Raw genomic sequence first — 22,320 nt, forward strand, 5'->3', positions numbered from 1 at the left:
CGCAGGCCGGGCGTCATGACAACGGGATGCTCGACGCGTTCATGAATTACTTTGCGCGATGTTACGGCGGCGAATGAAGATGTCCGGCAATTTTCGAAAGATCCGATAATGTCCTGGTACACCAAGGTGGCGTGGTCGGAAGGCCTCTTCCTCAGGCCGCATCACCTGCAGCAGAACGACCGCTATCATGAGCACCTGCTCGAATCGCGGGTGCGATCCGCCACGCCGTATCCATGGGGCTTCTCCGAGCTCGAGATCGATCGCGATCTGACCCAGCAAAGCAAGTTCGCGTTGCGGCGAGCCGCCGGGGTGATGCCGGACGGCGCGCCCTTCAACATCCCGGCCGACAGTCCCTTGCCTGCGGCGATTGCCGTGCCGGAGACGGCGGCCGGCCAGATCGTCTGGCTTTCGATGCCGATCGCCTCCGTCAACACGCGTGAAATCGACGACCAGGAGTCGGAGAGCGCGAGCCGTTTTGTCGTCGGCGCCGAGACCTTCATCGATTCCTCGTCGACCGTGCGGGTCGAGGAGGAGATCGACGTGGCGTTCCCGCGCCTCGGCTTCGAGCTGCGCAGGACCGCCAAGTCGGGCTACATCAGCCTCGGCATCGCGCGGATCACCGAGGTCCGCGACAAGACCATCGTGTTCGACGAGAAATATGTCCCGCCGGTCCTGGTGTGTCACGCCCATCCCGCGGTCGAAGGCTGGATCGATCGGGCGCTCGGCTGGATCGACAACAAGCTCGAGGAGCTCGCGCGCTACGCGGCCGACCCGACGGCGGGCGGCGGCCTGCAGAGCGTCGAATATCTGGTCCTGCAACTGCTCAATCGGCACGTCGCGGCGCTCAGGCATCTCCAGGGCTCGAGCTATGTCCACCCCGAGCGGCTGTTCGAGGAATTCCTGAGGCTCGTCGGCGAGCTTGCGACCTTCGCCACCGCCGAGCGACGCGCCCGCGTCTATCCGCGGTACGACCAGGATGACCTCGAGAACGTCTTCGGACCCGTGATGCGCGATCTGCAGGATTTCCTGAGTGCGCAGCTCGGCCGGCGCGCGATCCGGCTCGAGATCATCCAGCTCAGGCCGAACGCATTCTCATCGCCGATTCGCGACCGCTCGCTGTTCCGCACTGCCACGCTGGTCCTCGAGGTCGCCGCACGCCGTCCGCTGGTCGAGATCCAGAACGACTTTCCGCATTTGTTCAAGGTCGGGCCCAACACCAAGATGAACGAGATCGTGCATGCCAACCTGCCGGGCGTGCCGCTGGTGCATCTGCCGACGCCACCACCTCACATCCGCGCCATCACCGATCACGTCTATTTCTACCTCGATCGCAAATCGCCGCTGTGGCCGGAATACAGCACGGCAGCGTCGATCGGCATGCACTTCTCGGGTGAGTGGCCGGAGCTCGAATTGCATCTGTGGGCGATTCTGGAAAACCGCCAATGAACGACAGGAACAAACCGGCCAATCCGTTCGGCCGCGTCGAGCGGACGGTGATACGTCCCAATCCTGGCGGCAGGCTGCCGCAGGCGCCCGATCCCGGTCCGCCGCAAGCCGAGCCCGGGCGGACGCCACCGCGACCGGCGTATTCCCCGACGCCGCCGTCGATCAGCCCGTCCTCGGCCTATTCGCCGCAGGCGTCCGGCTATGCCTCTCCACCTGTCACCGCCGCGCCTGAGGCGTGGGTCTCGACGCCACCGGCGCCGCAGCCGATGCCGGTCGCGGCGCCGAGCGGGCCGATGCTGCGCGTCGACGAACTGGCGGCACCCAACGCCAATCCGATCATGCGCGCTGCCGGGCCGCTCCTGCAACTGCTCGGCCGATTGCGCATCGCGCTGATGCGCGCGTCGTTCGCCCATCTGATGGAGCAGGTCGCCGACGCCGTGAAATTCTTCGAGACCGACATCCGCTCGGCCGGCATCTCCGAGGAGCAGGCCAACACCGCGAAATACGTGCTGTGCGCGACCGCCGACGATATCGTGCAGCACATTCCGACCGACGAACGTCACGTCTGGACGCAATATTCGATGCTGAGCCGCTTTTTCGGCGAGCGCGTCGGCGGCGTGAGGTTCTTCGAGATCCTCGACCGTCTCAAGGCCGATCCGCTGGTCAACTATCCGGTGCTCGAGCTGCAGCATGCCTGCCTGGCGCTCGGCTTCCAGGGCATGCACCGCACGCAGCCGAACGGCGTCGCCAGCCTGCAGGTGATCCAGCGCAATCTCTACGAAACGCTGCGCCGGGTTCGCCCGAAAACCGACGCCGATCTGTCGCCGCACTGGCGCGGCCAGGAGCTGGCGAATCGGCGGCAACGCGTGCGCGTGCCGGTGTGGATGGTCGCCGCTGTCGTCGCGGCCCTGCTGATGGCGGGCTACTTCACCTTGCGAGCGCTGCTGTCGGCCGGCGCCGAGAATGCCGCCGCGGTGGCGCTGGCGCTGCACCCCGCCGATCCGATCGAAGTGAAGCGCCGCGTGATCGCCCCGCCGCCTCCGCCGCCGCCACCACCGTCTCCCGAGCGCATCACCCAGCTGCAGCGGATCCGCAGCGCGCTGGCGGCGGAGAAGACCGCGTGCGCGATGACGGCGGACTACGCCGGCAGCTTCATCGTCATCCGGGTCTGCGATCTCATCCTGTTCGAATCGGGAGAGGCCACGGTGCTCGCCGCCTTCAAACCGGTCGCAGCGCGCGTCGCCGCCACCCTCGACAGGGAGCCCGGCCGCATCAAGATCGTCGGTCATACCGACAATTCGCCGATGCACACCGTCCGCTTCCCCACTAATTTCGAGCTTTCGGTCGAGCGCGCGCACGCCGTCGCTGCGGTGCTCAAGCCGAGCCTCACCGATTCGAGCCGGTTCGTGATCGAGGGCAAGGGGCCAGACGCCCCGATCGCCAGCAACACGACACCAGAGGGGCGCGCCAGGAACCGGCGCGTCGAAATCTTCATCGAACGCAGCGAGTAGCCGAAGGTGGATCGCATGCTTTCAAGGCGGATCGTCGGTATCGTCCTGAGCGGCCTGGGGCTCGCCTCGCTGGCGGCCGTCGTCTACTTTGCCGGCCCCTTCATCTCCATCGGCGGCTGGCGTCCGCTCGAAAATTACATTCTTCGCGAAATCGTCGTCGTGCTCCTCGTCGCCGGCGCCGCAAGCATGGCCGGCTTCACCCTTTTCAAGCGCCGCAAGGCCGCGAAGCAGATCGCGGACGGCATCAGCGGCGACGAGCAGGCCGCGAGCGACGAGCCTGTGCTCAAGGAGCGCATGAAGGACGCGCTGGCGACGCTGAAGGCTGCGAGCGGCAACAAGTCGGGCTATCTCTACGACCTGCCATGGTACGTCATCATCGGTCCTCCCGGCGCCGGCAAGACCACGGCGCTGGTCAATTCCGGCTTGAAATTCCCGCTGGCGCGTGGCGCGACGCCGGCCGCGGTCGCCGGCATCGGCGGTACGCGCTACTGCGACTGGTGGTTCACCGAAGAGGCCGTCCTGATCGATACCGCAGGACGCTACACGACGCAGGATTCCGATGCGCGGAGCGACAAGGAAAGCTGGTTCTCCTTCCTCGACCTGTTGAAGAAGAGCCGGCCGCGGCAGCCGATCAATGGCGTGCTGGTCGCGATCAGCATCGAGGATATCCTCACGCTGTCGCGGCAGGACCTCGCAGCCCATTCGGAAGCGATCCGCAGGCGGCTGTTGGAGCTGCATGAGCGGCTCAAGGTGCGCTTTCCGGTCTATGCTCTGTTCACCAAGGCCGATCTGGTCGCGGGCTTCTCGGAATATTTCGGCCACCTCAACGAGGCCAGCCGCCGGCAGGTCTGGGGCGCGACGTTCCAGACCGCCGACAAGAACAGGAATCTGATCGGCGACGTTCCCCAGGAGTTCGATCTCCTGCTGGAACGCCTCAGCGAGGACACGCTTGACCGGCTTCAGGACGAGCCGGCGCCGCCGCATCGGGTCCAGCTCTTCGGCTTCGCGGCTCAGATGGCGCGGCTGAAGCCACAGATCCACGATTTCCTCAACCGGATCTTCGAGCCGACCCGTTATCACGTCAACGCCAGCCTGCGCGGCTTCTATTTCACCTCGGGAACGCAGCAGGGCACGCCGATCGATCAGTTGATCGGGACGCTGGCGCGCACGTTCGGTGCGGAGGAGGTCGCGGCTGGGACCTATCAGGGATCGGGCAAGAGCTTCTTTCTCACCAACCTGATCACCAAGGTCATCATCGGCGAAGCCGACTGGGTTTCCACGGACCGCGCCGCGGTGCGGCGCGCGCTGATCATCAAGACCGCGGCGCTGTCGCTGATCGGGCTGTGCGCGCTCGGACTGAGCGTCGCTTGGCTCACCAGCTACAAGAAGAACTCCGACCTGATCGAGCAGTCCGTGCAGGTCGACGGCGACTATGCCTCGGCCGGGTCGGTGCCGATCAAGCAGACCCTGATCGCGGACCACGACCTCGACAGGATCCTGCCGCTGCTGCATCGCCTGCGCAATGCGCCGGCAGGCTACGCGACGCGCGACAGGCAGGTGCCGTTGTCGGAGCGCTATGGGCTCGGCCAGCACCAGAGGCTGTTGTCGGCGTCGAATGCGGCCTATCACACCGCGCTCGAGCGCATGTTCCGGCCGCGCCTGTTGTACCGGCTGGAGGAGCAGCTCAACGCAAAGATCGACGAGCCGGCCTTCGTCTACGAAGCGTTGAAGGTCTATCTGATGCTCGGCGGCCAGCATCCGCCGGATCGCGCCCTGATCAGATCCTGGATGCAGCGGGACTGGACCGACAATCTCTATCCGGGCGCGGCCAACACGGAGGGACGCCGGCTGCTCGACGACCATCTCGCCGCGATGTTCGATCTGGACAGCGGACAGCCGCCGCTGGTCGAGCTCGACGGTCGCCTGATCCGCCAGGCGCAGAATTCGCTTGCCCGTCTCAGCGTTGCCGAGCGGGCTTACGAGTTCCTGAAATCGGAAGCGCGCGCTTCCGCGGCGGATGACTGGATCGTGGCGCGCAAAGCCGGTCCCGATGCTTCCGTCGTCTTCGAAGGCATGACGGGGCAGCCGCTCGACAGCATCCGCGTTCCCGCCTTCTTCACCTATGACGGCTTCCAGCAGCTCTTCATCGCAAAGCTCGCCGGATTGTCGGAACGGATGAATCGCGATCGCTGGGTGCTCGGCGAGGCCGGACAGCAGGCCGCGATCGGCCAGCAATATGATGCGTTGCCCAAGGATCTCCTCAACGTCTATTCCAACGATTTCGTCCTCACCTGGCGTACGGCGCTGGGAAGCTTCCGCCTGAAGAAGCTGCTGGCGGACAAGCCCAAATACGACGCGATGCGGGCGCTGTCGGCGCCGACATCGCCGCTGCGCCAGCTCCTCGAATCGATCCGCGACGAAACCGCGCTCACCAAGGAGCGGACCAAGTCCGGCAAGCCGCCGGCGCAGGCCGACGCGCTTACGCGGCCGTCGGCAGCGCTGTTCAACACCCAGGACGGCACGCCCGGGGCCGCGATCGAGGCGCAGTTCAAGCCCTATCATTCGGTGCTGGAGGGCGACAGCACCCGCCGGCCGATCGATTCGGTCGTCGCCAATCTGAACGACATCGCGCAGAACCTCACCCTGATCGTCGAGAATCCGCAGATGACGGCGCAGGCGACGGCGTCGCTGCAGCCGCAGGTGGCTGCGCTGCGCAACAATGCGGCGCGGATGCCGCCGCCTTTCTCCGACATGCTCCGCGGCGCGGCCGCCGAGTTCGAAGGCAGCATCGCGGCTTCGACCGCGGGAGAGTTGCAGCAATCGCTGCGCGACCAGGTGACCCCGGTCTGCCAGCAGACGGTCGCCAGTCGCTATCCTTTCGTGCGGGGCAGCAGCCAGGAGGTCGCGATCGGCGATTTCGCCAAGCTGTTCAGCCCGAACGGGATCATGGACCGGTTCTTCTCCCAGTCGCTTGCGCCCTATGCGGATACGTCGCGGCCCGACTGGGTCTGGCGCAAGGACAGTCCCGTCGGCCGCTCGCTTTCGCCGGACACGCTGAAGCAGTTCCAGAACGCCGCCTATATCAGGGACGCGTTCTTCCAGACCGGCGGCAGCATGCCCGTGGTATCGCTGTCGATCAGCCCGCCGCGCAGCGCCGCTTCGGGTGTCGACATCAAGACGGAGATCGGCGGCGCCGTGATCGCCAGTCCGAGCGCGCCGGCGATCGGCGCGTCGCCCGCGAGCGCCGCGCCGGCGACGGTGCAGTGGCCCGGTCCTTCGTCCCGGACCGCGATCTCGGTCTCGAGCGACGGCGGACCGCCCTCGGTGCTCGAACGAACCGGTCCCTGGTCGATGTTCCGGATGCTGGAGGCCGGCTCGCTCAGTGCCAAAGGCGAGACCGCGAACGCGAGCTTCATCGTGGCCGGCCAGGAGCTCAACTATCAGATCTCGACGGGCTCGGTCCGCAATCCACTCAACCTGGCGAAGCTCAGGGAGTTTCGCTGTCCCAACGCAATTTGAGCATAGTCATGCGCTGCGGTCTGTTCGGAAAACTCGGCGCCAAGCGCGATTTCATCGCGCTGGCGACGCCACGAAGCTTTCTCGAAGCCTGGGAGCCCTGGGTGCAGGCCTCGCTGTCGGCGAGCCGCCATCAACTGGGGGACCGCTGGCAGAAGGCGTTTCTCACCGCGCCGCTATGGCGGTTCTGGCTCGGCGCCGGCATTTGCGGCACCACGGTCGCGGGTGTGATGATGTCGTCGCTCGACGGCATGGGGCGCTATTATCCCCTGACGTTGCACGCGGCAGCGGAGCCCGGCGCCGCGATTTCGCCGCCGGACGCCGACGCGCTGGAGGAGTGGTTCGGCGCCGCGGAGAAATTCGTGCTCTCGACGCTGGCGCAGGATGTTGCATTCGACGACATCGCGTCCCGCCTGGATGCGTTGCCGGCGCCACCGACGAGACCCTGTGCTGCCGCAGAGCCGGGCATCGTGCCGCTCGGCGACGACATGGCGGGCATGGTGATGGCGGGAACGGATTTCGCGCTGGCGCTGTCGGCGCTTCGTGCCGCAAGCCCTGCGACCTATGCCGCCGCCAGCTTCTGGTGGACGGTCGGCGGCGGCGATTTCCCGCCGCTGGCCCTGAGCTGCCGAGGCCTGCCCGATCCGTACCGCTATGGCGCGCTGCTGACCGGAGATCTGGGCCCGGCCGTCCATCCGACGTGAAAGCCCGGATCGACCTTCCAGATCGCGAAACGAGGTGACGCAGGCAGATGGAAGTACCGCCCTTGAGTTTCGACGTTGGCAGCGCGACCCATGCCGGCAAGGTGCGCGAGCGCAATGAGGACTCGTGCCTCGTGCGCACCGACACCGGATTGTGGGCGGTGGCCGACGGCATGGGCGGGCACGAGGCCGGCGAGTTGGCGAGCCGGATCCTGGTCGAATCGCTCGACACGATCGAGCAGCCGGCGGCAGCGCGCGATCTATTGGAACAGTGCGAGAGCCGGATCTTCCGTGCCAATCAGGAGATCATGGCCTTGAGCCGCAGCCGCCGCGGCGCGACGATCGGCACCACCGCGGCGGTTCTGCTCATTCGTGACAGGCATTATGCCTGCGTCTGGGCCGGCGACAGCCGGGTCTACCTGATCAAGCGCGGCGCGATCCGGCAGCTCTCGCGAGACCACACGGAGCTCGAGGAGCTGGTCGCGGCCGGAGCGCTCTCCCGCCAGGACGCGGCGAACTGGCCCAATAACGTGATCACCCGCGCGGTCGGCGTCGCCGAGGATCTGGAGCTCGAGGTGGTCACCGGCTCGGTCGACCCGGGCGACGTCTTCGTGATCTGCAGCGATGGCCTGACCCGGCACCTGCGCAACGAGGAGATTCTCCAATACGCGTCGGACCGCAACGCGCGAGCCGCCTGCGAGCAGATGCTCGCGCTCGCGCTCGATCGGGGCGGGCTGGACAATGTGACGGTCGTGATCGTTCGGCTGCTGGCGGCCGCGCTCCGCTCATGCGAGCCGACGAACACGCCTGCCACCAGGGCTTCCGGAGTATGGCGGTCATGAATCCCGGAGAGTCGTTTCGGACCGCGTATCGCGGCGTGGCGCCCGGGACGCGCCTGAACGGCATCTATGAAATCGATCGGATGATCGGCGCCGGCGGCATGGGCGAAGTCTACAAGTGCCATGAGATCCAGACCGGCGCCACCGTGGCGATCAAGATGCTGCTGCCGGAGATGGCGGAGAACGAGGCCGCGTTGGCGCTGTTCAAGCGGGAGGCGGCGGCGCTTCATCATCTGTTGCACGACGCAATCGTGCGCTACTTCCTGTTCTCGGTCGAGCCGTCGCTGCAGCGGCCCTATCTGGCCATGGAATTCATCGACGGCCGGTCGTTGTCGGACGTTCTCGCCGACGGCCCGCTCACCTTCGAGGCGCTGGTCAGATTGATGCGACGCATCGCCTCGGGACTCCATGCAGCGCATGAGCGCGGCATCATCCATCGCGACGTGTCTCCCGACAACATCATCGTCCCGCTCGGCGACGTGACGCGGGCCAAGATCATCGATTTCGGCATCGCCCGCTCCACCCGCCTCGATGACAAGACCATCATCGGCTCCGGATTCGCGGGCAAGGACAACTATGTCTCGCCGGAACAGGTCGGCCTCTACGGCGGGGAAGTCACGGCAAAGTCCGACATCTACAGTCTCGGCCTGCTGCTGTTCCAGGCCTTGACCGGACGGAAGCTCGACATGGGCGGCAGCCAATTGCAACTGGTCGAAAAGCGTCGGCGCGTGCCCGACCTCGGCGGTATCGATCTCAGGATCCGCCCGCTGCTCGAACGCATGCTGCAACCGGATCCCGCGCACCGGCCTGCGACCATGGCGGAGATTGCCGATTGGCGGGGCGCGGCACGGCCGCCGGCCCTCGGGCGGCTGGAGCGCACCGAGATTTCGGTGCGGCGGCCCGAGTGGGCGAAAGCGGCGGCCCCGCGCCGTCGCTCGATCTGGTGGGGTGTCGCAGCTAGCATCCTTGTCGCCGTGACCGGCGCGGCGGCCTATTCCTTCCACGCGCTGGTCTGGTCGGCGCCAGTCCTGGTCAAGCCTCCGCCCTTGCCGGCCTTCGGCGAGAAATCCCAGGCGGACCTGCAGCAGCCGAAGCCGTCGCTGCCGGTGTTGCGGCCGACGGCCCCCGTGCCGCCGGCGGGCGATACGGCTGCCCGCACCGATCGGATCCGCCGCTATGTCGAGCAGTATGACGGAGGCGAGTGCTTCCTTGCTCTTCCGGTTGCGATCAGCGCGAGCGCGGCGGTCATAGAGGGCTTCGGCGCGTCGATTCCCGCCTTCGAGACGCTCGACAGGAGCTTCCGGCGCGACTTCGGCTTCGAGGCGTCGATCGGCGTCCGGCTGGTGACGCCGGCGCAGTGTCCGGCGATCAGGTTTCTCGGCCAGCTCGGCAGCAACATGGCGCGGGCGCCGCGCATCAATCTCGACTCCGTCGAGGTCCGGAACGGGGAGGCGCTCAGCGGCTCCATCGAGAATTTCGCCAACCGCGTCGTCGAGTTGCTGCTGGTGTCCGACGGCGGCGAGGTGCAGAACCTGTCCTATCTCCTGAAACCGGGCACCGACTCGCTGTCGTTCTCGATCGGGATCCGGCGCAGCGGCGGCGGCGACAGCCCGCAACTGGTCATGGCCGTGGCGACGCCGCAGGTGCTCGATTCCCTGCGGCAGCCGAGGCCCATGGCCGCCGACACGTTTTTCCTGCAGGCGATCAGCGAGGCCCGGCGCAACAACGTCACGATGGCCACGTCAGCGCGCTACTTTCGGATCAAGAACGAAAATCAATAGGTCGAACGAGGGACGAATTTGGTTGCCGCGATTCAGTGCACCTCTCCCACCTGTGGCAGGCTATCGCGTACGAGCTCGAACCATCGGCACGACCGATGCGTCACCCTCCCCTGGAGGGGGAGGGTGACCGGTCGTGCCGATGGCTCGAGCTCATATGCGATAACCCTGCCCTCCAGGGGAGGGTGAGCCCAACCGCTCCACTCTTCCCATATGCGATAGCCCTCCATATGCGATAGTCATGCGGCCTGCGGGGAGAGGGAGCGCACCTCGCACGCTGATCGGGCGAAGCATCACAGGCGACGGTCAGAAGCGGCCGACGATCAGGATCTTCAAATCGGTCTCAGGCTTGAAGTCGGTGGCGGTGTATTCCAGCGCGTTCGGCGCGGTTGGCTTCAGCGCGCCCGGGCAGAAGCTGACCAGCCGGTCCTTCGCGCCGGGATCAATCGAAAGCTTGAACGAGTCGATCGGGCCCGCCCAGTTGGCGCCGGTCTTCAGCACGTAGTTGATCCGCCGTTCCCCGATCGCGGCGTCGCGGCCCGCGCTTGCCGCGCGCTTGTCGAGCTCGGACAGGAAGGCGTCCGAGACGCAGTATTCCTTTCGGTAGCGTTCCACCTCGGAGCCGAGCGACCGGTTGGAACGGAACGCCTCGCGCAGGATCGTATCGGGACTGGTGCCGACGCTCGGCTTGTAGCGGTGCTCGACCACGACGCTGTGGTGCGGAGGAAAGGTCTGCTGGCGGACGGCGGATGTCCTCGCAATCCAGGCCACGGCATATTGCTGGCGGCCCTTCTCGTTGGTGCCCGCGGGCATCAGCAAGCCCTGATCGGTGAGCTGCGTTCGTGTGGTTTCGGGCAGCTCGGCGACGCGGATCTCCCGGCTTCCGATCGGCAGCAGCGGCAGCTTGAGCTGGGTGAGAAGGGCGCTGACGTCCCTGTCGCCGACCATAGCGCGCTGGTCGATCCGGAATTCCGCCGGCGCGCCGTCGATCCTGGTCTCGAAGTCGACGAAATTGACCGGATCGGCCGAGGGAAGCGCGACGTTCTCCACTTCCGAAAGGTCGATGTCGGGCAGCGGAAAGGCCACGGTGAGCGTCACGGGCTTTCGCGCCGTGTTGACGAACTGATAGCGCACGGTGACGCGGTCGAGCGAGATGTGCAGATCCTCGCTCTCCATCGCGACCGCGTTGGTGCGGACGAACTTGAGCCCGCCGATCGAGAGTTCGGCAGCGGAATCATTGGCACGGACGGGGGTCATGGCCGTCAGCATCGTGGCGCCGGCCACAGCGATCGCGTGCGATTTCAATTTCTGCCGGTCCATGATCACTCCTTTACTCATCCTGGATGAAAGACCCGGCATGCCGGTGGCCGGGGACGGCGCCGGGCAGCCGGGCGTCGCTCACGGGCTGATGGAATAGGGCCTGACATCGAACGACCAGTTGCTCGGCCGCAGCCTGCCGGTCTCGGCATCCGGCACGCGCAATTCCTTGGTCCATTCCGCGAGGTAATTGATGTTGTCCGCTTCGCTCCGCGGCTTCTGCGCATCGTCGGGCAGGTCGAGAAGCTGGACCTGGCGGTCGCTGAGCACGGCGACCATCGCTGCTTCCCCGGTCGGCGGCGTCACCACGTATTCGAAGCCGCGCTTCCGGGCCGCCGGGCTCGGGATCGTCAGCTCTTCGCCGGGCTTGATGAAATTCGCAGCCGCCTCCCGGGATTGCGTCAGCATCTCGGGGCTGGGAAATATCTGGGACATCCGGCCATCGGCGCCGATGTCGATCAGCAGCACATAGCCCGGCTTTTTCGCCGTGATCCGGAACGAGAGCTTCGTGCCGATGGGGACCGAACGGTCATGGTTCATCCGCAACGACAGTCTTGCCGTATTCGGCATGCCGGCGACGGCACCGTCCCGGTCGGCCGCGGAGGCGCCGGCGACGATGCCGGCAAACAAGGCTGCAACGCCGAGGCGCCATGCCAATCCGCTCGTCCGCATCGAGGCTCTCCGCGGCATGGGATCAGGGCACGCTGAAAAAGCCGACCGAGCCGATGCGGGCATCGGCGGGCATGTATTGCTCCAGGCTCCTGATGACGCGCGCGGAGGCACGGCGGTGGTTCATCTGCCGAAGCACTTCCTCCAGGTCGACCATCCGCTGCTGCGAGGTCACCGCGACCACCTGCTCGGCTCCGTAGGGCGTTCCCACGCGCAGCGGAAGCCGCAGGTTGGTCGATCGTGGCAGCGAGGCATCCGAGCCGAGCGGATAGAGCAGCTGGATGGAGCCGTCGCCGGAGACGTTGAACAGCACCACGGCGCGTCCGGCGACGTCGGACAGATCGATATCGACCGTCTCCTTGTCGTGGTGCAGCCGATCGTCCGGCGACACCCGCATGACCTGGGGAGATCGCGTCGCCATGCCCTTCAGGGTCCGGATCGCCGCCGTGCGGTCGATGACGGTCGGCAGATCGGGCAGGTTGACGCCATAGGCCACGACGTCGCCCCAGGCGATCACGTCGTGCGACGCCGGATCCCAGATCAGATCGGGATTGTCCGTCGGCTGCACGGGCCTGATCGCCGCGTCCTGGGCGATCAGGCTGGGAAAGTAGCTGGTCTTGCCATCGAGCGCCGCGAGCCGGATCGGCACGCCGCTTCGCTCCGTGGCGGGCTGCTTCGGGCCCGCGGCGGGCACCGGTGCGGTGCCGGCTGTGGCGACATTCGCGGCAGCCGGCAGCGACGCCGATGCGATTGATTTTGGCGGCGGGGCCTGCGGGACCTCGATCGGTCCCTGGATCAGCGTCACGCCGCGGGTGAGGCCGAACGCGACGTCGGCATCGAGCGACCGGTTCGGAGACGTGATCGTCACCGGGTCCTGCCTTTGGTCGGAGAGCTGGTAGACGACCTGGCGGATGTTGGCGAACAGCTCCTTGAGCGTCACCTTGCCATCGCGATCGGTGTCTGCGCTGCCTTCGATGGCGCGGGCGAAGGCATAGCTCAGCGCGCCGCGCAGTCCCTCCGTGCCGGGGATGCGGACTTCCGGCGCCTTGGTGCTGCGATCGACCGCGGCGAGAAAGGCGGTCCGGTCGAGATCGAGCTCCGAGCGCGGATCGCTCGGAGCGGAAACCGGCTTGAGCTGGTCGACCAGCAGGGTGTAGCGCGGAATTTCGCGAAAACTCATCTCGGCGGCACGCGGATCGATGTCACGGACCATGCCGCCGCCATGGCACGTATCCGCGACGAAGATGACCTTGGCGCCGCGCAATTCGAACTGCCGGATGAAGTGGTTGAACTCGCCCCCGAGGATGCGCTGCTGCGAGCCTGCCGGAGTCGTCTCGAAGCCGGGCAGCAGGAACACGTCCTCCATGCCGTCGGGCTGCGATCCCTTGATGCGCTCGGGTTCCTGCGAGCCGTGTCCGGCGATCGAGAGGATCACGATGTCGTTGCTCGCGGTGCGGCCGACCATCGCGCTGATCTCGCGCAGCACGCTCTGGCGGTCGGCCTGGCCGTCGATCAGGGTCGTGGCGTCGCGGACACCCATGGCCTTCAGGCTGGAATTGATGTCGCGAGCGTCCGCGGCTGCTCCCCTCAATTTCTTGACGTGCTGATAGTCGTCGATGCCGATCGAGAGCGCGCGAATCTCGCCGCCGTCGGGATTGCTGAGCTGCAATGCTGCCGCCGCCGATGCGCGTTCGACATGAAGAGCCGACGCGGAAATCAGTACGGCGGTGAAGACGATCTTCCAAGACGGCATGGTTCATTCCTCGACGAAATCTTCTCGCGGTTCATTCATCGCTTCGCGGTTCGCGACCGTTTCGAGCGCCCGCTCGGCGCGTCCTCGTCCTGATAGGCGTTCGCTGCGACCGCCGTCTGGTCCTCGGCCAGGCCGCGGAACCGCACCGGCAGGTAGCCGCGCTCGAGCAGCGCGGACAACGGATAGACGTTGCGACAGACGCGGCCGTTGCAGCCGCCGGTCGACGATTCCATCACCTCGGCCTTGCGGTCCGGGGTGAAGCGCAGGAACAGCATGACGTGCGACCCCGGCTTGTTCAGCGCGTCGCCGGGCTTCAGGTCCCACGGGTTCTCCAGCCGCTTGGCGATCGCCGGAATCGCGGCGGTGGTGTAGTGGACCGACAGGCCCCAGGCCGCGCTCACGAAGGCGGAGCAGTCCACGCCCGCGACGTCGGCCCGCGGCGCGTTGCGGGTGCAGACGTTCCCGGCCATGGTCCCGGCCTCGATGCGATGACGGAAATTCGCCAGCGAGCCGTGGCAGCCCCAGCAATAGGGCACGCCGCGGACCTCCTGGTTGAGCTTGCCCTGCAGGTACCAGGGACGGCGAATGCGGCTGTAGCCGCTGCAGGACATGTCCGGATCGGGACCGTAATTCGCCGGCGTCAATTTCCATTGCAGGCCCTCGAAGGCGAAGGCGGTTTCCACGGTCTGCTGGCGGTTGGAGGGCCGCACGGCTGCCACCGCATCGAGCTTGTCGTCGGCCTCCTCCTCGGGCTGATGCTTGGCCGGCGAGCGCGGCTGGCGGAGGTCGACCATCGATGCGTTGCGGAGCGGCCGGAAGCCGACGCCGACGATGTCGACGGCGTCGGCTTTGGTGCGCAGGAAGTAGACGTCGCCGTCGCCGGAGATCGTCACCGAGCGCCGCGTCAGCGGGGTGTCCTCCAGCGGCAGCTCATAGATGCCTTCCAGCTTGCCGTTCGAGGCGTAGCGCGCCACGAAGGTCGCGGAGCGTCGTTTCGAGTCCGGGACGTTCTCGCCGAGGACATAGAAGCGATCGCTGTTGTCGATGTCGAGAAACTCGACCGCTCCCAGCCGGTTCGGCACGCGCAGCGAGAGCTGGGCGATGGTCTCGTTGCCGTCCATGCTGTGGACCTCGATACGGACGCTGCTGTCGCCCTTGCTCGGCACGATGTCGGCGATCACCGAGCCCTGGCCGCGCGACGCGACGTATTGCCGGTCGGGCTGGCGGGTCTTCTTGATCACGGCGGCGCGGGAGCCCTGATCGAGCAGGTCGGCGGCGCTGCCCGGCGCCTGCGAGCCGGCTTGCGCGAAAGCCGAGACGGCGAACTGATCGTCGAGGTCGCGGGTGACCACTTCCTCGAGCTGGATCGTGTTGTCGTCGATGCCGCGGGTCGATTGATCGTCGGAAGCCTTGAGGGTGCGAATCGAGCCGTCCCAGACCAGGATCCCGCCCTTGGAGATGACGAGATCGTTCGGCCGCAGATTCGAGGGCATCTGCAGGATGCTCGGATCGCTCCCGGGCTGCTTCGGATCGAAGCGGAGGATGCGGCCGTTGATCTGGTCGAGCACGAACAGGTTGCCGTCTGCGTCGGACGTGAGCGCCTGCGGCCCGTTCAGCTCGACATCCTGCTCGGCGGGAGCGATGCCGACCGCCGTGGCGGCGGTGCCGACGGAGAACTCCCGTACCACGGTGTCGGAAATGTCGGATGCGGCGGCGGCCCCGGCAACGGCCGTCGTCCAGCCCACCATGAAGATCCCAAGCAATCGCTTTCGACGAAACATGTTCGCCTCGAAATTCGATGAACCAAACTGTCAGCCGCCAATCGCGGCCCGATCGTGCACCAATCAATTGCAGACGACGCCGAGGCCGCCGGTTGCCCGCGCCGCGAACGACCCGAGGCTCTCGATGTGGCAGCCGCGCGCCACCGGGTGGCAGCCCCAGCCGTCGCAGAAAATCTGGCCGGACCCTTGCGACTGCGAGCGACGCGGCGCTGCTTGCGGCCGGGGAATGGTCACATCGATGTCGTAGCCGGGGATGTGATAGTTCAGTTGCTCGACCGACGTGTCGGCGCGGCCTTGACGATCGCCGCGCTCGGCCCGTGCGCGACGGTCACGGCGGTCGTCGCGCTTGGCGACATCCTTGGTCTGGGTCCGGCGCTTCTCGCATTCATTGTCGTCGTTGAGGACGGACCCCTGGGCGCAGACGATCCGGCCGCACGTGTCGCCGTCGGCCTTGAAGCCGTGCTCGCAGAGCAGCGGGCAGACTCGCGCCGGCCTGAGCCTGATGGCATCGAGCGCCTCGGCCGTCGCGAGCTTGACGTCCAGTCTCGTGCCCGCGTGCTTGTTGAACAGTGCCAGCGAGCGCTGCGAGGCGGCGTTCCATTCGCCATCGGCTGCGGCGGTCAGACAGCCGACGCGACGCAATTCGCGCTGGACCGAGCTTGCGAGGTCGGCCTGCTGCGATCCGGCGTCCAGCGCCGCGAGCTGCGGCGCCTGCGCCTTCGCGGCCGGCGGGCCGGCGATGGGCGTTTTGGCGGATGCATCCGTGGCGGCGATTTGCGGTTGCGCAGCGTTCGTACTCACGGGCGCGCTGTCGGTGGCCGGCGGCGCCTGATCCTGCGCGGCCGGTCGAGCCGCGGGAGCCGGCCTTTCCTCGGCTGCGAGCTTGTCAAGCTCGAGCCTGGCGAGGTTCGCGTAATAGCCCTCCGGATGCTGCGCAAGGAAGGCATTCATGGCATCCTTGCTGTTCAGGTCCATGGCCAGCTCGAAGTCCCGGCGGATGTCGGACGGGGAAACGGCCTCGGGCACCCGCGCCGATGCGACGGGCGCGGCCGGTATCAACGCGACATCGCCACCGCCGAGCGAGCCGTAGACATAGGGCTCCTGCTTGTTGCTCGTGGCCAGCATGACGTCGTCGCGGATGAAGCCGAAAGCCTTGCGCAGGTCGAGGCCGGGCCTCGCGATGTACTTGATGAGGGCCGCCGCATACGGGCTGTTCTGGCTGAGGCCGTCGAGGGCGACGAAACCGGCCTTGGCGGCGAAGGCGACCAGCGTGTTGGTGGTGGTCGGCTCGATCCGGGCGAGACCGCGGCTCACCGACCGCGTGGCGACGGTTCGCTTCATCTTGTCCGTGAACGGATTGCTGCGGCAGGCATCGACGATCACGAGCCTGAGCTGCCGCGCCGGCTCGATCGCCTGCAGCACGCGGTCGAGCGAGAAACCCTCGTCATAGATGTCCGTGTCCCGCTCGAGCCTGGCGTCGGTCGGGATCAGGTAGTTGGTGCCGTCCATCTCGATGCCGTGACCGGCGTAGTAGACGACGGCGACGTCGGCGTCGCGGGCCAGATCGGAGAACTCGCGCAGCGCCCGCCGCATGTCGGCGGCCTGGAGGTCGATCCTGGAATCGACGACGTCGAAGCCGGCGCCTTTCAGAGTCGCGGCCAGCGCGGTGGCGTCATGGGCCGTGTTCGGCAGCATCGCCTCGCTTGGATAGTGGGAATTGCCGATCACCAGCGCCACGCGCCGTTCGGCCCAGGCCGGCTGGCAGGCCAACATGAGCGCGGCCAGGAGAAGAAATCTGCAAAGGGAATTCATGGCGACATATCCAAAGCTGCCATGGCGTCGGCGTTCGCCGCCGCTTCCCGAGCATCACCGGACCACATGGCCTTGCTTCTCGCTGGGCATGCGAAAAATAGTGTCGGTTGGCCAACGCGATTTCAATCGGCCGGCCTTGGCCTGTGGCGACAAACACCGGTACAATAGCGAACAGCGGCGAGGCGCCGCCGAGCGTGCCCTGGCTCCGGCGCCAAGCGATCGTTGAGGCTTGGTCTGATTGCACGCAAGAGGCGCGCGTTCGGAAAGAGGAAAGCGCCCTCACTCCCGGCTCGTCATGTGGATAGGGAGGCCGACGGATGAGGGCCCACGGGTGTCTTGTTGCGGCTGCAGCGCTGAGCGCCACGCTCGTGGCGACGTCCCCTATGGTGCGGGCTGAATGTGACCCGGCAAAGCCAACGGAGCCGCCGACGTCGCGCTTCGAGCCTCACGGTGACACCGTCTACGACAAGGGCACCGATCTCACCTGGACGCGATGCAGCTATGGGCAGCAGTGGACGGAAGATCGCGGGTGCTCCGGCTCCGTCAAGCTGCTGGATTGGGACAGCGCCATGGGGCTTCGTCTGCAAGGTGATGCAAACTGGCGACTTCCGCAGCGAGACGAGCTGCAAAGCATCGTGGCGCATAACTGCAAGCGGCCGGCGATCGACGAAACGTTGTTTCCCGGAACGCCGTCGATCCAGTACTGGACCAGCACCGCAAGCGGGCCAGCCTATGCGTGGGTCGTGTTCTTTCGCACCGGCATGCCAACGTGGAATCTGCTGAAGGCAACGCCGTTTGCCGTGCGCATGGTGCGGACCGGCCGCTAATCGGCATTGACCTGGGGCACGTGCAGCTTGGATCAGCGGAGCGAGATACGGGAAACATCTCACGCAGGCTGCGCGTTCCACGAAACGAACTGCCGAGGTTGTCATGTGCCGGCACGGACAACCGCCGGATTTTGCGTTGACGACTACCCTCGCCTGGGGAAATAGTGAGGCGTTCGCGGCCAGTGCGGCGTTTCACTGGAGTAGGCAATGCAACGATCGGCGGCTGTCCTCATCACGGTCATTGCGTTTGCCCTGATCGGTCTCGTTCTCGCCGCCGGCGGCGCCTGGCTGGCGGTGCTGGGCGGCTCGATCTTCTATATCGTCCTGGGTTTCGGCATTCTCGTGACCAGCGGCCTCTTGCAGGCCGGTTCCCGCGCGGCGTTGTGGGTGTTCGCCGTCGTCCTGCTCGTAACGCTCGGTTGGGCTCTCCACGAGGTCGGCTTCGACTGGTGGCCGCTTGCGGCCCGCGGTGATGTCATTTTTCCCATGGCGCTGTGGCTGCTCACGCCCTGGGTCGTCCGTGGGCTGCTGCGTGATCGCGCGACCTCTTATGCAGGTGCGACCGCGCCGCTGTGGGTTGCGGTTGCCATATCGAGCGTGGTGCTGGTGGTTGGCCTTTTCAGCCATGACCACGATACCGACGGCACGGTCGCGGCGACGAGCGCCGATGTGCCGCAAAGCGAGGCCGATCCGCAGCCGGATGGCGACTGGCAAGCCTACGGACGCACCCAGTTCGGGCAACGCTATTCTCCGCTGAAGCAGATCACCGCCGAGAACGCAAAACATCTCCAGGTGGCGTGGACGTTCCGCACCGGCGACGAGGCGACACCGAATGATTCAGGCGAGACGACCTTCGAGGTCACGCCGATCAAGGTGCGCGACACGCTCTATCTGTGCTCGCAGCACCAGGTGTTGTTCGCGATCGACGCCAAGACGGGCAGGAAGCGCTGGTCCTACGATCCCAAACTTCAGTTCAACAAGACCTTCCAGCACATGACATGCCGCGGGGTCTCCTACCACGAGACTTCCGCCGGTGCCGTCGACAGCTCCGGTAAGCCCGCGCCGGCCGACTGCCCGCGGCGGATCTTCCTGCCGGTGAATGACGGGCGCATGATCGCCGTCGATGCCGATAGCGGCAGGCCATGCGACAGTTTCGGTGATCACGGCACGCTCAATCTGCAGGACGGACTCGGGGTTACGACCGCCGGCTTTTTCGAGCCCACCTCGCCGCCGGTGGTCAGCGACAGGATTCTCGTCGTCGCCGCGGCCGTCATCGACAACTATTCGACGGAAGTGCCTTCGGGCGTGGTCCGGGGCTTCGATGTCTACACCGGCAAGCTGATCTGGGCCTGGGATTCCGGAGCGGCGGACGAGAACGCGCTGCCGTCGCCTGACAAGCACTACACGATCAGCTCGCCGAACTCGTGGATCACCGCCTCCTACGATCCCAAGCTCAATCTCGTCTATCTGCCGATGGGCAATCACGGGCCCGACATCTGGGGCGGCAATCGCGATCCGCTCGCCGAGCGTTACGCCAGCTCGCTCGTGGCACTCGACATCAATACCGGAAAGCGGGCCTGGTCCTATCAGACCGTGCATCATGATCTCTGGGACATGGATCTGCCGTCGCAACCGTCGCTGGTCGACCTCGCCACGGCTAAAGGCGTCGTTCCCGCCATCCTCCAGCCGACCAAGACCGGCAATCTCTTCGTTCTGGACCGCCGCAATGGGGAATTGATCGTGCCGGCGCCCGAACGTGCGGTGCCGCAGGGCGCGGCTCCCGGCGATCGTACCGCGCCGACGCAACCGTTCTCCGAACTGACGTTCCGTCCGGACGCGCTGCTGACGGGTGCGGACATGTGGGGTGCGACGATCTTCGACCAGCTCTTGTGCCGCATCCAATTCCATCAATTGCGCTACGAGGGCACCTTCACGCCGCCGTCCCTGCAGGGGACACTGGTTTTCCCGGGCAATCTCGGCATGTTCGAGTGGGGCGGAATCGCGGTCGATCCGGTCAGGCAGATCGCGATCGCAAATCCGATGTCGATGCCGTTCGTGTCGAAGCTCATTCCCCGGGGGCCGAACAATCCGACGGCGCCGAACGCCGAACATCCCACCGGCAGCGAGATCGGCGTGCAACCGATGTACGGCGCGCCGTTCGGCGTCGACCTGCATGCGTTCCTGTCGCCGGTCTCCGTGCCCTGCCTTCGTCCGCCCTGGGGCACCATGGCCGCCATCGATCTCAAGACCATGAAGGTCATTTGGCAGCATCCAAGCGGCACCATCCGCGACATCGCGCCCCTGCCGGTGCCGATCACGCTCGGCATACCGATGCTCGGCGGTCCGCTGACGACGGCCGGAGGCGTCGCGTTCTATACCGGCTGGTACGAGTACGCCATCCGCGCCTTTGATGTGCGCACCGGTCGTGTGCTCTGGGAAGCCTCCTTGCCGGCCGGCGCGCAGTCGACACCGATGACCTATGAGATCGAAGGCCGACAATATGTCGTCACCGCCGCGGGTGGCCACGGCTCGTTCGGCACCAGGCGCGGCGACTACGTCATTGCCTACGCTTTGAAGGAGTAGACGGGGGAGGCATCTCCGTCGCCTACGGGTTCGCCGCCGTGTCCCGCCAGTCCGGCTCCGGGAAGTATTCATTGGAGGCGGTAGCGACGATGCGTAGTTCCGCCTTGTCGTCTGCCGTCAGGCCCACGCCTAGGCCGAATTTGGCCTGTCGGCGCTGACCGGAAAACCAGACCAGCTTGCGCTCAATGGAGCCGGGCCTGGGCTCCTGCTTGTTGATGCTGCAAAGGTGCCGGTGGATCTGCGCCAGGCCATCCTGCAGGCGCCAAGGCGCCAACTGTCGCAGCACGACAGCCAATTCATCGGGCCAAGACGGCTGGATTGGAACAAACCGCCGGAAAGGCTGCCCTGCCGCGAGCCGGCGCAGCGGTGCCGAAAATTGAACGCCGAAGGGCTCGCAGGCGTCCTCGATCCGCCCTTGCGCGAGCAGGGTCCGCGCCTGCTCAATCGTTGGCGTCGTTGGTGGCGGTGGCGCAGCGGTCCATAGCCATGGCGCGCTTCGCCAGTCGAGGCGATGATTTGTGGCAAATTCCATCGATAGATGCGCCCGCAACGCGGGCATCGCGCGCTGGGTTGCGGCTGAGGTAACCAGCAGGCAAGGTTGCCGCTTGCGAGTTGGAGGCCCGTATGCGCCCAGCAGCGCCCTGACCTTCGTTGCCAACCTGCCGCGTCCGTCTCGCGGAAAGGATTGCAGCAGGGCGTTCACGTCGATGCGCGACACGTCAATTCGCACCCGCTGTTCGGCGGCGGCTGGGTCGGGCAAAGACTGCAGGCAAGCCGCATCGATGTCCTGGCTTAACGTGGGAACAGGGCCTGCGAGCGCTGCACGCGGAGGCACTGCTGTCGGCGCCACCCTCAGCCGACCCGGCAGCGCGACCTCGGAGCCGATCCATTCATCAACCAGCGCTCCCAGCCGGCCGAGACCGCAGATGCATTCGCGATGGATCACCACTCCGCCGGAATCGCGGATGCCGATCCAGTAGTGCAGATGGTCTCCCGGAGCGAACACCACGCTCCGCCGATAGGTGGTGGTTACGCACGGCGTGTGATGCTGCACCCAGAAGTCGACGTCCATCGAGCCCGTGCCGTCGGCAGATGTAATGACGGCGCTGCGGTCGTCGGCCGAACATTGAACGGTCAGAGTCGGATGCCGCGTCAGCAGGTCGAACATCGGATGAAGAGGGTTGTTCATTTCGAAGCCTTGCAGGCAGGTCCCTGGCGGTTTCCCGATCGTCATCCGACGGGAGCGTCCAGGTCGACCGTGATCGTCAGGCCGGACGTCGACATTGCCGTTAGCATCCCATCGGCCACGACAACCCTGTCGAACGGATTGCCCTCGGATAAATAACATACCCAGACAAGTTGCTCATCGGCGTTCAGCCGGCCGAAGAACCCCTCCGAGCCCCACGATCCCTCGCCGGCGCATGCGAACCCGCCCGGCGCCACCACCTGCCGGGTGACATGGATCTTGGTCACCCAGTCTGCGTCCTCCGCCAACATCTCTGCCAACTCGAACTGCTCGACAACGCTCAGACGGCCGTGTACCGCGTCGACGGCGTACGACCGGCCGTCGGCAAAATACACACCGTCCTTGATCGGCAATCGGCTCTCCCGCCACAGCCTCACGATTTCGGTCATTGCCTCCTCCGTTGTCGGCGGCAGCAAGCGTAACCCGGATGAGCCAAGCGACATACGATGCGATATCATGCGCGGGTCCCGCGTATCGCTGCGCTCACGCGGGCTATGATGTGTTGCCGTGGCCCGATTGATTCCGGCAGGCATGATCAGCC

Annotated in this window: 15 protein-coding genes; 8 read left to right on the forward strand and 7 right to left on the reverse strand. The window is 66.2% G+C overall.

What is annotated here, in order from left to right; genetic code table 11:
* The first annotated feature begins 108 nt into the window (after positions 1-108).
* The 6 genes from tssK to JOY90_RS15350 are packed head-to-tail and all read left to right on the forward strand — an operon-like array spanning position 109 to position 9,794.
* Positions 109-1,446 (forward strand): type VI secretion system baseplate subunit TssK, encoded by a 1,338-nt coding sequence (tssK, locus tag JOY90_RS15325; RefSeq protein ID WP_291691961.1) that lies wholly within the window; start codon positions 109-111, stop codon positions 1,444-1,446.
* Complete coding sequence (gene tssL / locus JOY90_RS15330) at positions 1,443-2,957, forward strand: type VI secretion system protein TssL, long form (RefSeq protein WP_291691962.1); 1,515 nt, start codon at positions 1,443-1,445, stop codon at positions 2,955-2,957. Before tssK ends, tssL begins: the two co-directional genes overlap by 4 nt.
* Positions 2,958-2,972: 15 nt before the next feature.
* A complete protein-coding gene (gene tssM, locus JOY90_RS15335) occupies positions 2,973-6,476 on the forward strand; it encodes a type VI secretion system membrane subunit TssM (RefSeq protein ID WP_291691963.1) in 3,504 nt (1,167 codons plus the stop codon).
* A gap of 8 nt (positions 6,477-6,484) precedes the next feature.
* Positions 6,485-7,177 carry a type VI secretion system-associated protein TagF gene (gene tagF / locus JOY90_RS15340; RefSeq protein WP_291691964.1) on the forward strand — a complete coding sequence of 231 codons (693 nt, stop codon included), beginning with the start codon at positions 6,485-6,487 and terminating at the stop codon, positions 7,175-7,177.
* Positions 7,178-7,224: 47 nt separating this feature from the next.
* The gene (locus JOY90_RS15345; protein WP_291691965.1) at positions 7,225-8,016 is read left to right on the forward strand and encodes a protein phosphatase 2C domain-containing protein; all 792 of its coding nucleotides are present in this window, start codon (positions 7,225-7,227) and stop codon (positions 8,014-8,016) included.
* Positions 8,013-9,794, forward strand: coding sequence for a serine/threonine-protein kinase (locus JOY90_RS15350; RefSeq protein ID WP_291691966.1), 1,782 nt, complete (start codon positions 8,013-8,015; stop codon positions 9,792-9,794). Before JOY90_RS15345 ends, JOY90_RS15350 begins: the two co-directional genes overlap by 4 nt.
* Before the next feature lie 303 nt (positions 9,795-10,097).
* Here JOY90_RS15350 and JOY90_RS15355 read toward each other — a convergent pair whose 3' ends face one another.
* The 5 genes from JOY90_RS15355 to JOY90_RS15375 all read right to left on the reverse strand — a co-directional run bounded on the left by JOY90_RS15355 (position 10,098) and on the right by JOY90_RS15375 (position 17,123).
* Entirely contained in the window at positions 10,098-11,111 is a 1,014-nt protein-coding gene (locus JOY90_RS15355) for a DUF4424 domain-containing protein (RefSeq protein WP_291691967.1), read from the reverse strand.
* Between the two features lie 78 nt (positions 11,112-11,189).
* On the reverse strand, positions 11,190-11,780 hold the full coding sequence (locus JOY90_RS15360; protein ID WP_291691968.1) for a DUF4384 domain-containing protein: 591 nt from the start codon (positions 11,778-11,780) through the stop codon (positions 11,190-11,192).
* A 22-nt stretch (positions 11,781-11,802) separates the two neighbouring features.
* Positions 11,803-13,530: a caspase family protein gene (locus JOY90_RS15365; RefSeq protein ID WP_291691969.1), complete on the reverse strand. Its 1,728-nt coding sequence runs from the start codon at positions 13,528-13,530 to the stop codon at positions 11,803-11,805.
* Positions 13,531-13,565: 35 nt separating this feature from the next.
* Positions 13,566-15,311: a hypothetical protein gene (locus tag JOY90_RS15370; protein ID WP_291691970.1), complete on the reverse strand. Its 1,746-nt coding sequence runs from the start codon at positions 15,309-15,311 to the stop codon at positions 13,566-13,568.
* A gap of 63 nt (positions 15,312-15,374) precedes the next feature.
* Positions 15,375-17,123: a caspase family protein gene (locus JOY90_RS15375; protein ID WP_291691971.1), complete on the reverse strand. Its 1,749-nt coding sequence runs from the start codon at positions 17,121-17,123 to the stop codon at positions 15,375-15,377.
* Positions 17,124-17,506: 383 nt separating this feature from the next.
* Between JOY90_RS15375 and JOY90_RS15380 the strand changes: the two genes are divergently transcribed.
* On the forward strand, positions 17,507-17,950 hold the full coding sequence (locus JOY90_RS15380) for a DUF1566 domain-containing protein (protein WP_291691972.1): 444 nt from the start codon (positions 17,507-17,509) through the stop codon (positions 17,948-17,950).
* 207 nt (positions 17,951-18,157) lie between these two features.
* Positions 18,158-20,533: a glucose/quinate/shikimate family membrane-bound PQQ-dependent dehydrogenase gene (locus JOY90_RS15385; RefSeq protein WP_291691973.1), complete on the forward strand. Its 2,376-nt coding sequence runs from the start codon at positions 18,158-18,160 to the stop codon at positions 20,531-20,533.
* A gap of 22 nt (positions 20,534-20,555) precedes the next feature.
* On the opposite strand, the gene JOY90_RS15390 is transcribed toward JOY90_RS15385, so the two are convergent.
* Positions 20,556-21,767 carry a hypothetical protein gene (locus JOY90_RS15390; RefSeq protein ID WP_291691974.1) on the reverse strand — a complete coding sequence of 404 codons (1,212 nt, stop codon included), beginning with the start codon at positions 21,765-21,767 and terminating at the stop codon, positions 20,556-20,558.
* Positions 21,764-22,168, reverse strand: coding sequence for a hypothetical protein (locus JOY90_RS15395; RefSeq protein WP_291691975.1), 405 nt, complete (start codon positions 22,166-22,168; stop codon positions 21,764-21,766). Before JOY90_RS15395 ends, JOY90_RS15390 begins: the two co-directional genes overlap by 4 nt.
* Between the last annotated feature and the right edge of the window lie 152 nt (positions 22,169-22,320).

This window comes from Bradyrhizobium sp. (assembly GCF_019242285.1).
Lineage (GTDB): Bacteria > Pseudomonadota > Alphaproteobacteria > Rhizobiales > Xanthobacteraceae > Bradyrhizobium.

Excerpts from the sequence above, each read along its gene's own strand:
- tssK (WP_291691961.1), top strand. The coding sequence starts at position 109 with ATGTCCTGGTACACCAAGGTGGCGTGGTCGGAAGGCCTCTTCCTCAGG.
- tssL (WP_291691962.1), top strand. The coding sequence starts at position 1,443 with ATGAACGACAGGAACAAACCGGCCAATCCGTTCGGCCGCGTCGAGCGG.
- tssM (WP_291691963.1), top strand. The coding sequence starts at position 2,973 with ATGCTTTCAAGGCGGATCGTCGGTATCGTCCTGAGCGGCCTGGGGCTC.
- tagF (WP_291691964.1), top strand. The coding sequence starts at position 6,485 with ATGCGCTGCGGTCTGTTCGGAAAACTCGGCGCCAAGCGCGATTTCATC.
- JOY90_RS15345 (WP_291691965.1), top strand. The coding sequence starts at position 7,225 with ATGGAAGTACCGCCCTTGAGTTTCGACGTTGGCAGCGCGACCCATGCC.
- JOY90_RS15350 (WP_291691966.1), top strand. The coding sequence starts at position 8,013 with ATGAATCCCGGAGAGTCGTTTCGGACCGCGTATCGCGGCGTGGCGCCC.
- JOY90_RS15355 (WP_291691967.1), bottom strand. The coding sequence starts at position 11,111 with ATGGACCGGCAGAAATTGAAATCGCACGCGATCGCTGTGGCCGGCGCC.
- JOY90_RS15360 (WP_291691968.1), bottom strand. The coding sequence starts at position 11,780 with ATGCGGACGAGCGGATTGGCATGGCGCCTCGGCGTTGCAGCCTTGTTT.
- JOY90_RS15365 (WP_291691969.1), bottom strand. The coding sequence starts at position 13,530 with ATGCCGTCTTGGAAGATCGTCTTCACCGCCGTACTGATTTCCGCGTCG.
- JOY90_RS15370 (WP_291691970.1), bottom strand. The coding sequence starts at position 15,311 with ATGTTTCGTCGAAAGCGATTGCTTGGGATCTTCATGGTGGGCTGGACG.
- JOY90_RS15375 (WP_291691971.1), bottom strand. The coding sequence starts at position 17,123 with ATGAATTCCCTTTGCAGATTTCTTCTCCTGGCCGCGCTCATGTTGGCC.
- JOY90_RS15380 (WP_291691972.1), top strand. The coding sequence starts at position 17,507 with ATGGTGCGGGCTGAATGTGACCCGGCAAAGCCAACGGAGCCGCCGACG.
- JOY90_RS15385 (WP_291691973.1), top strand. The coding sequence starts at position 18,158 with ATGCAACGATCGGCGGCTGTCCTCATCACGGTCATTGCGTTTGCCCTG.
- JOY90_RS15390 (WP_291691974.1), bottom strand. The coding sequence starts at position 21,767 with ATGACGATCGGGAAACCGCCAGGGACCTGCCTGCAAGGCTTCGAAATG.
- JOY90_RS15395 (WP_291691975.1), bottom strand. The coding sequence starts at position 22,168 with ATGACCGAAATCGTGAGGCTGTGGCGGGAGAGCCGATTGCCGATCAAG.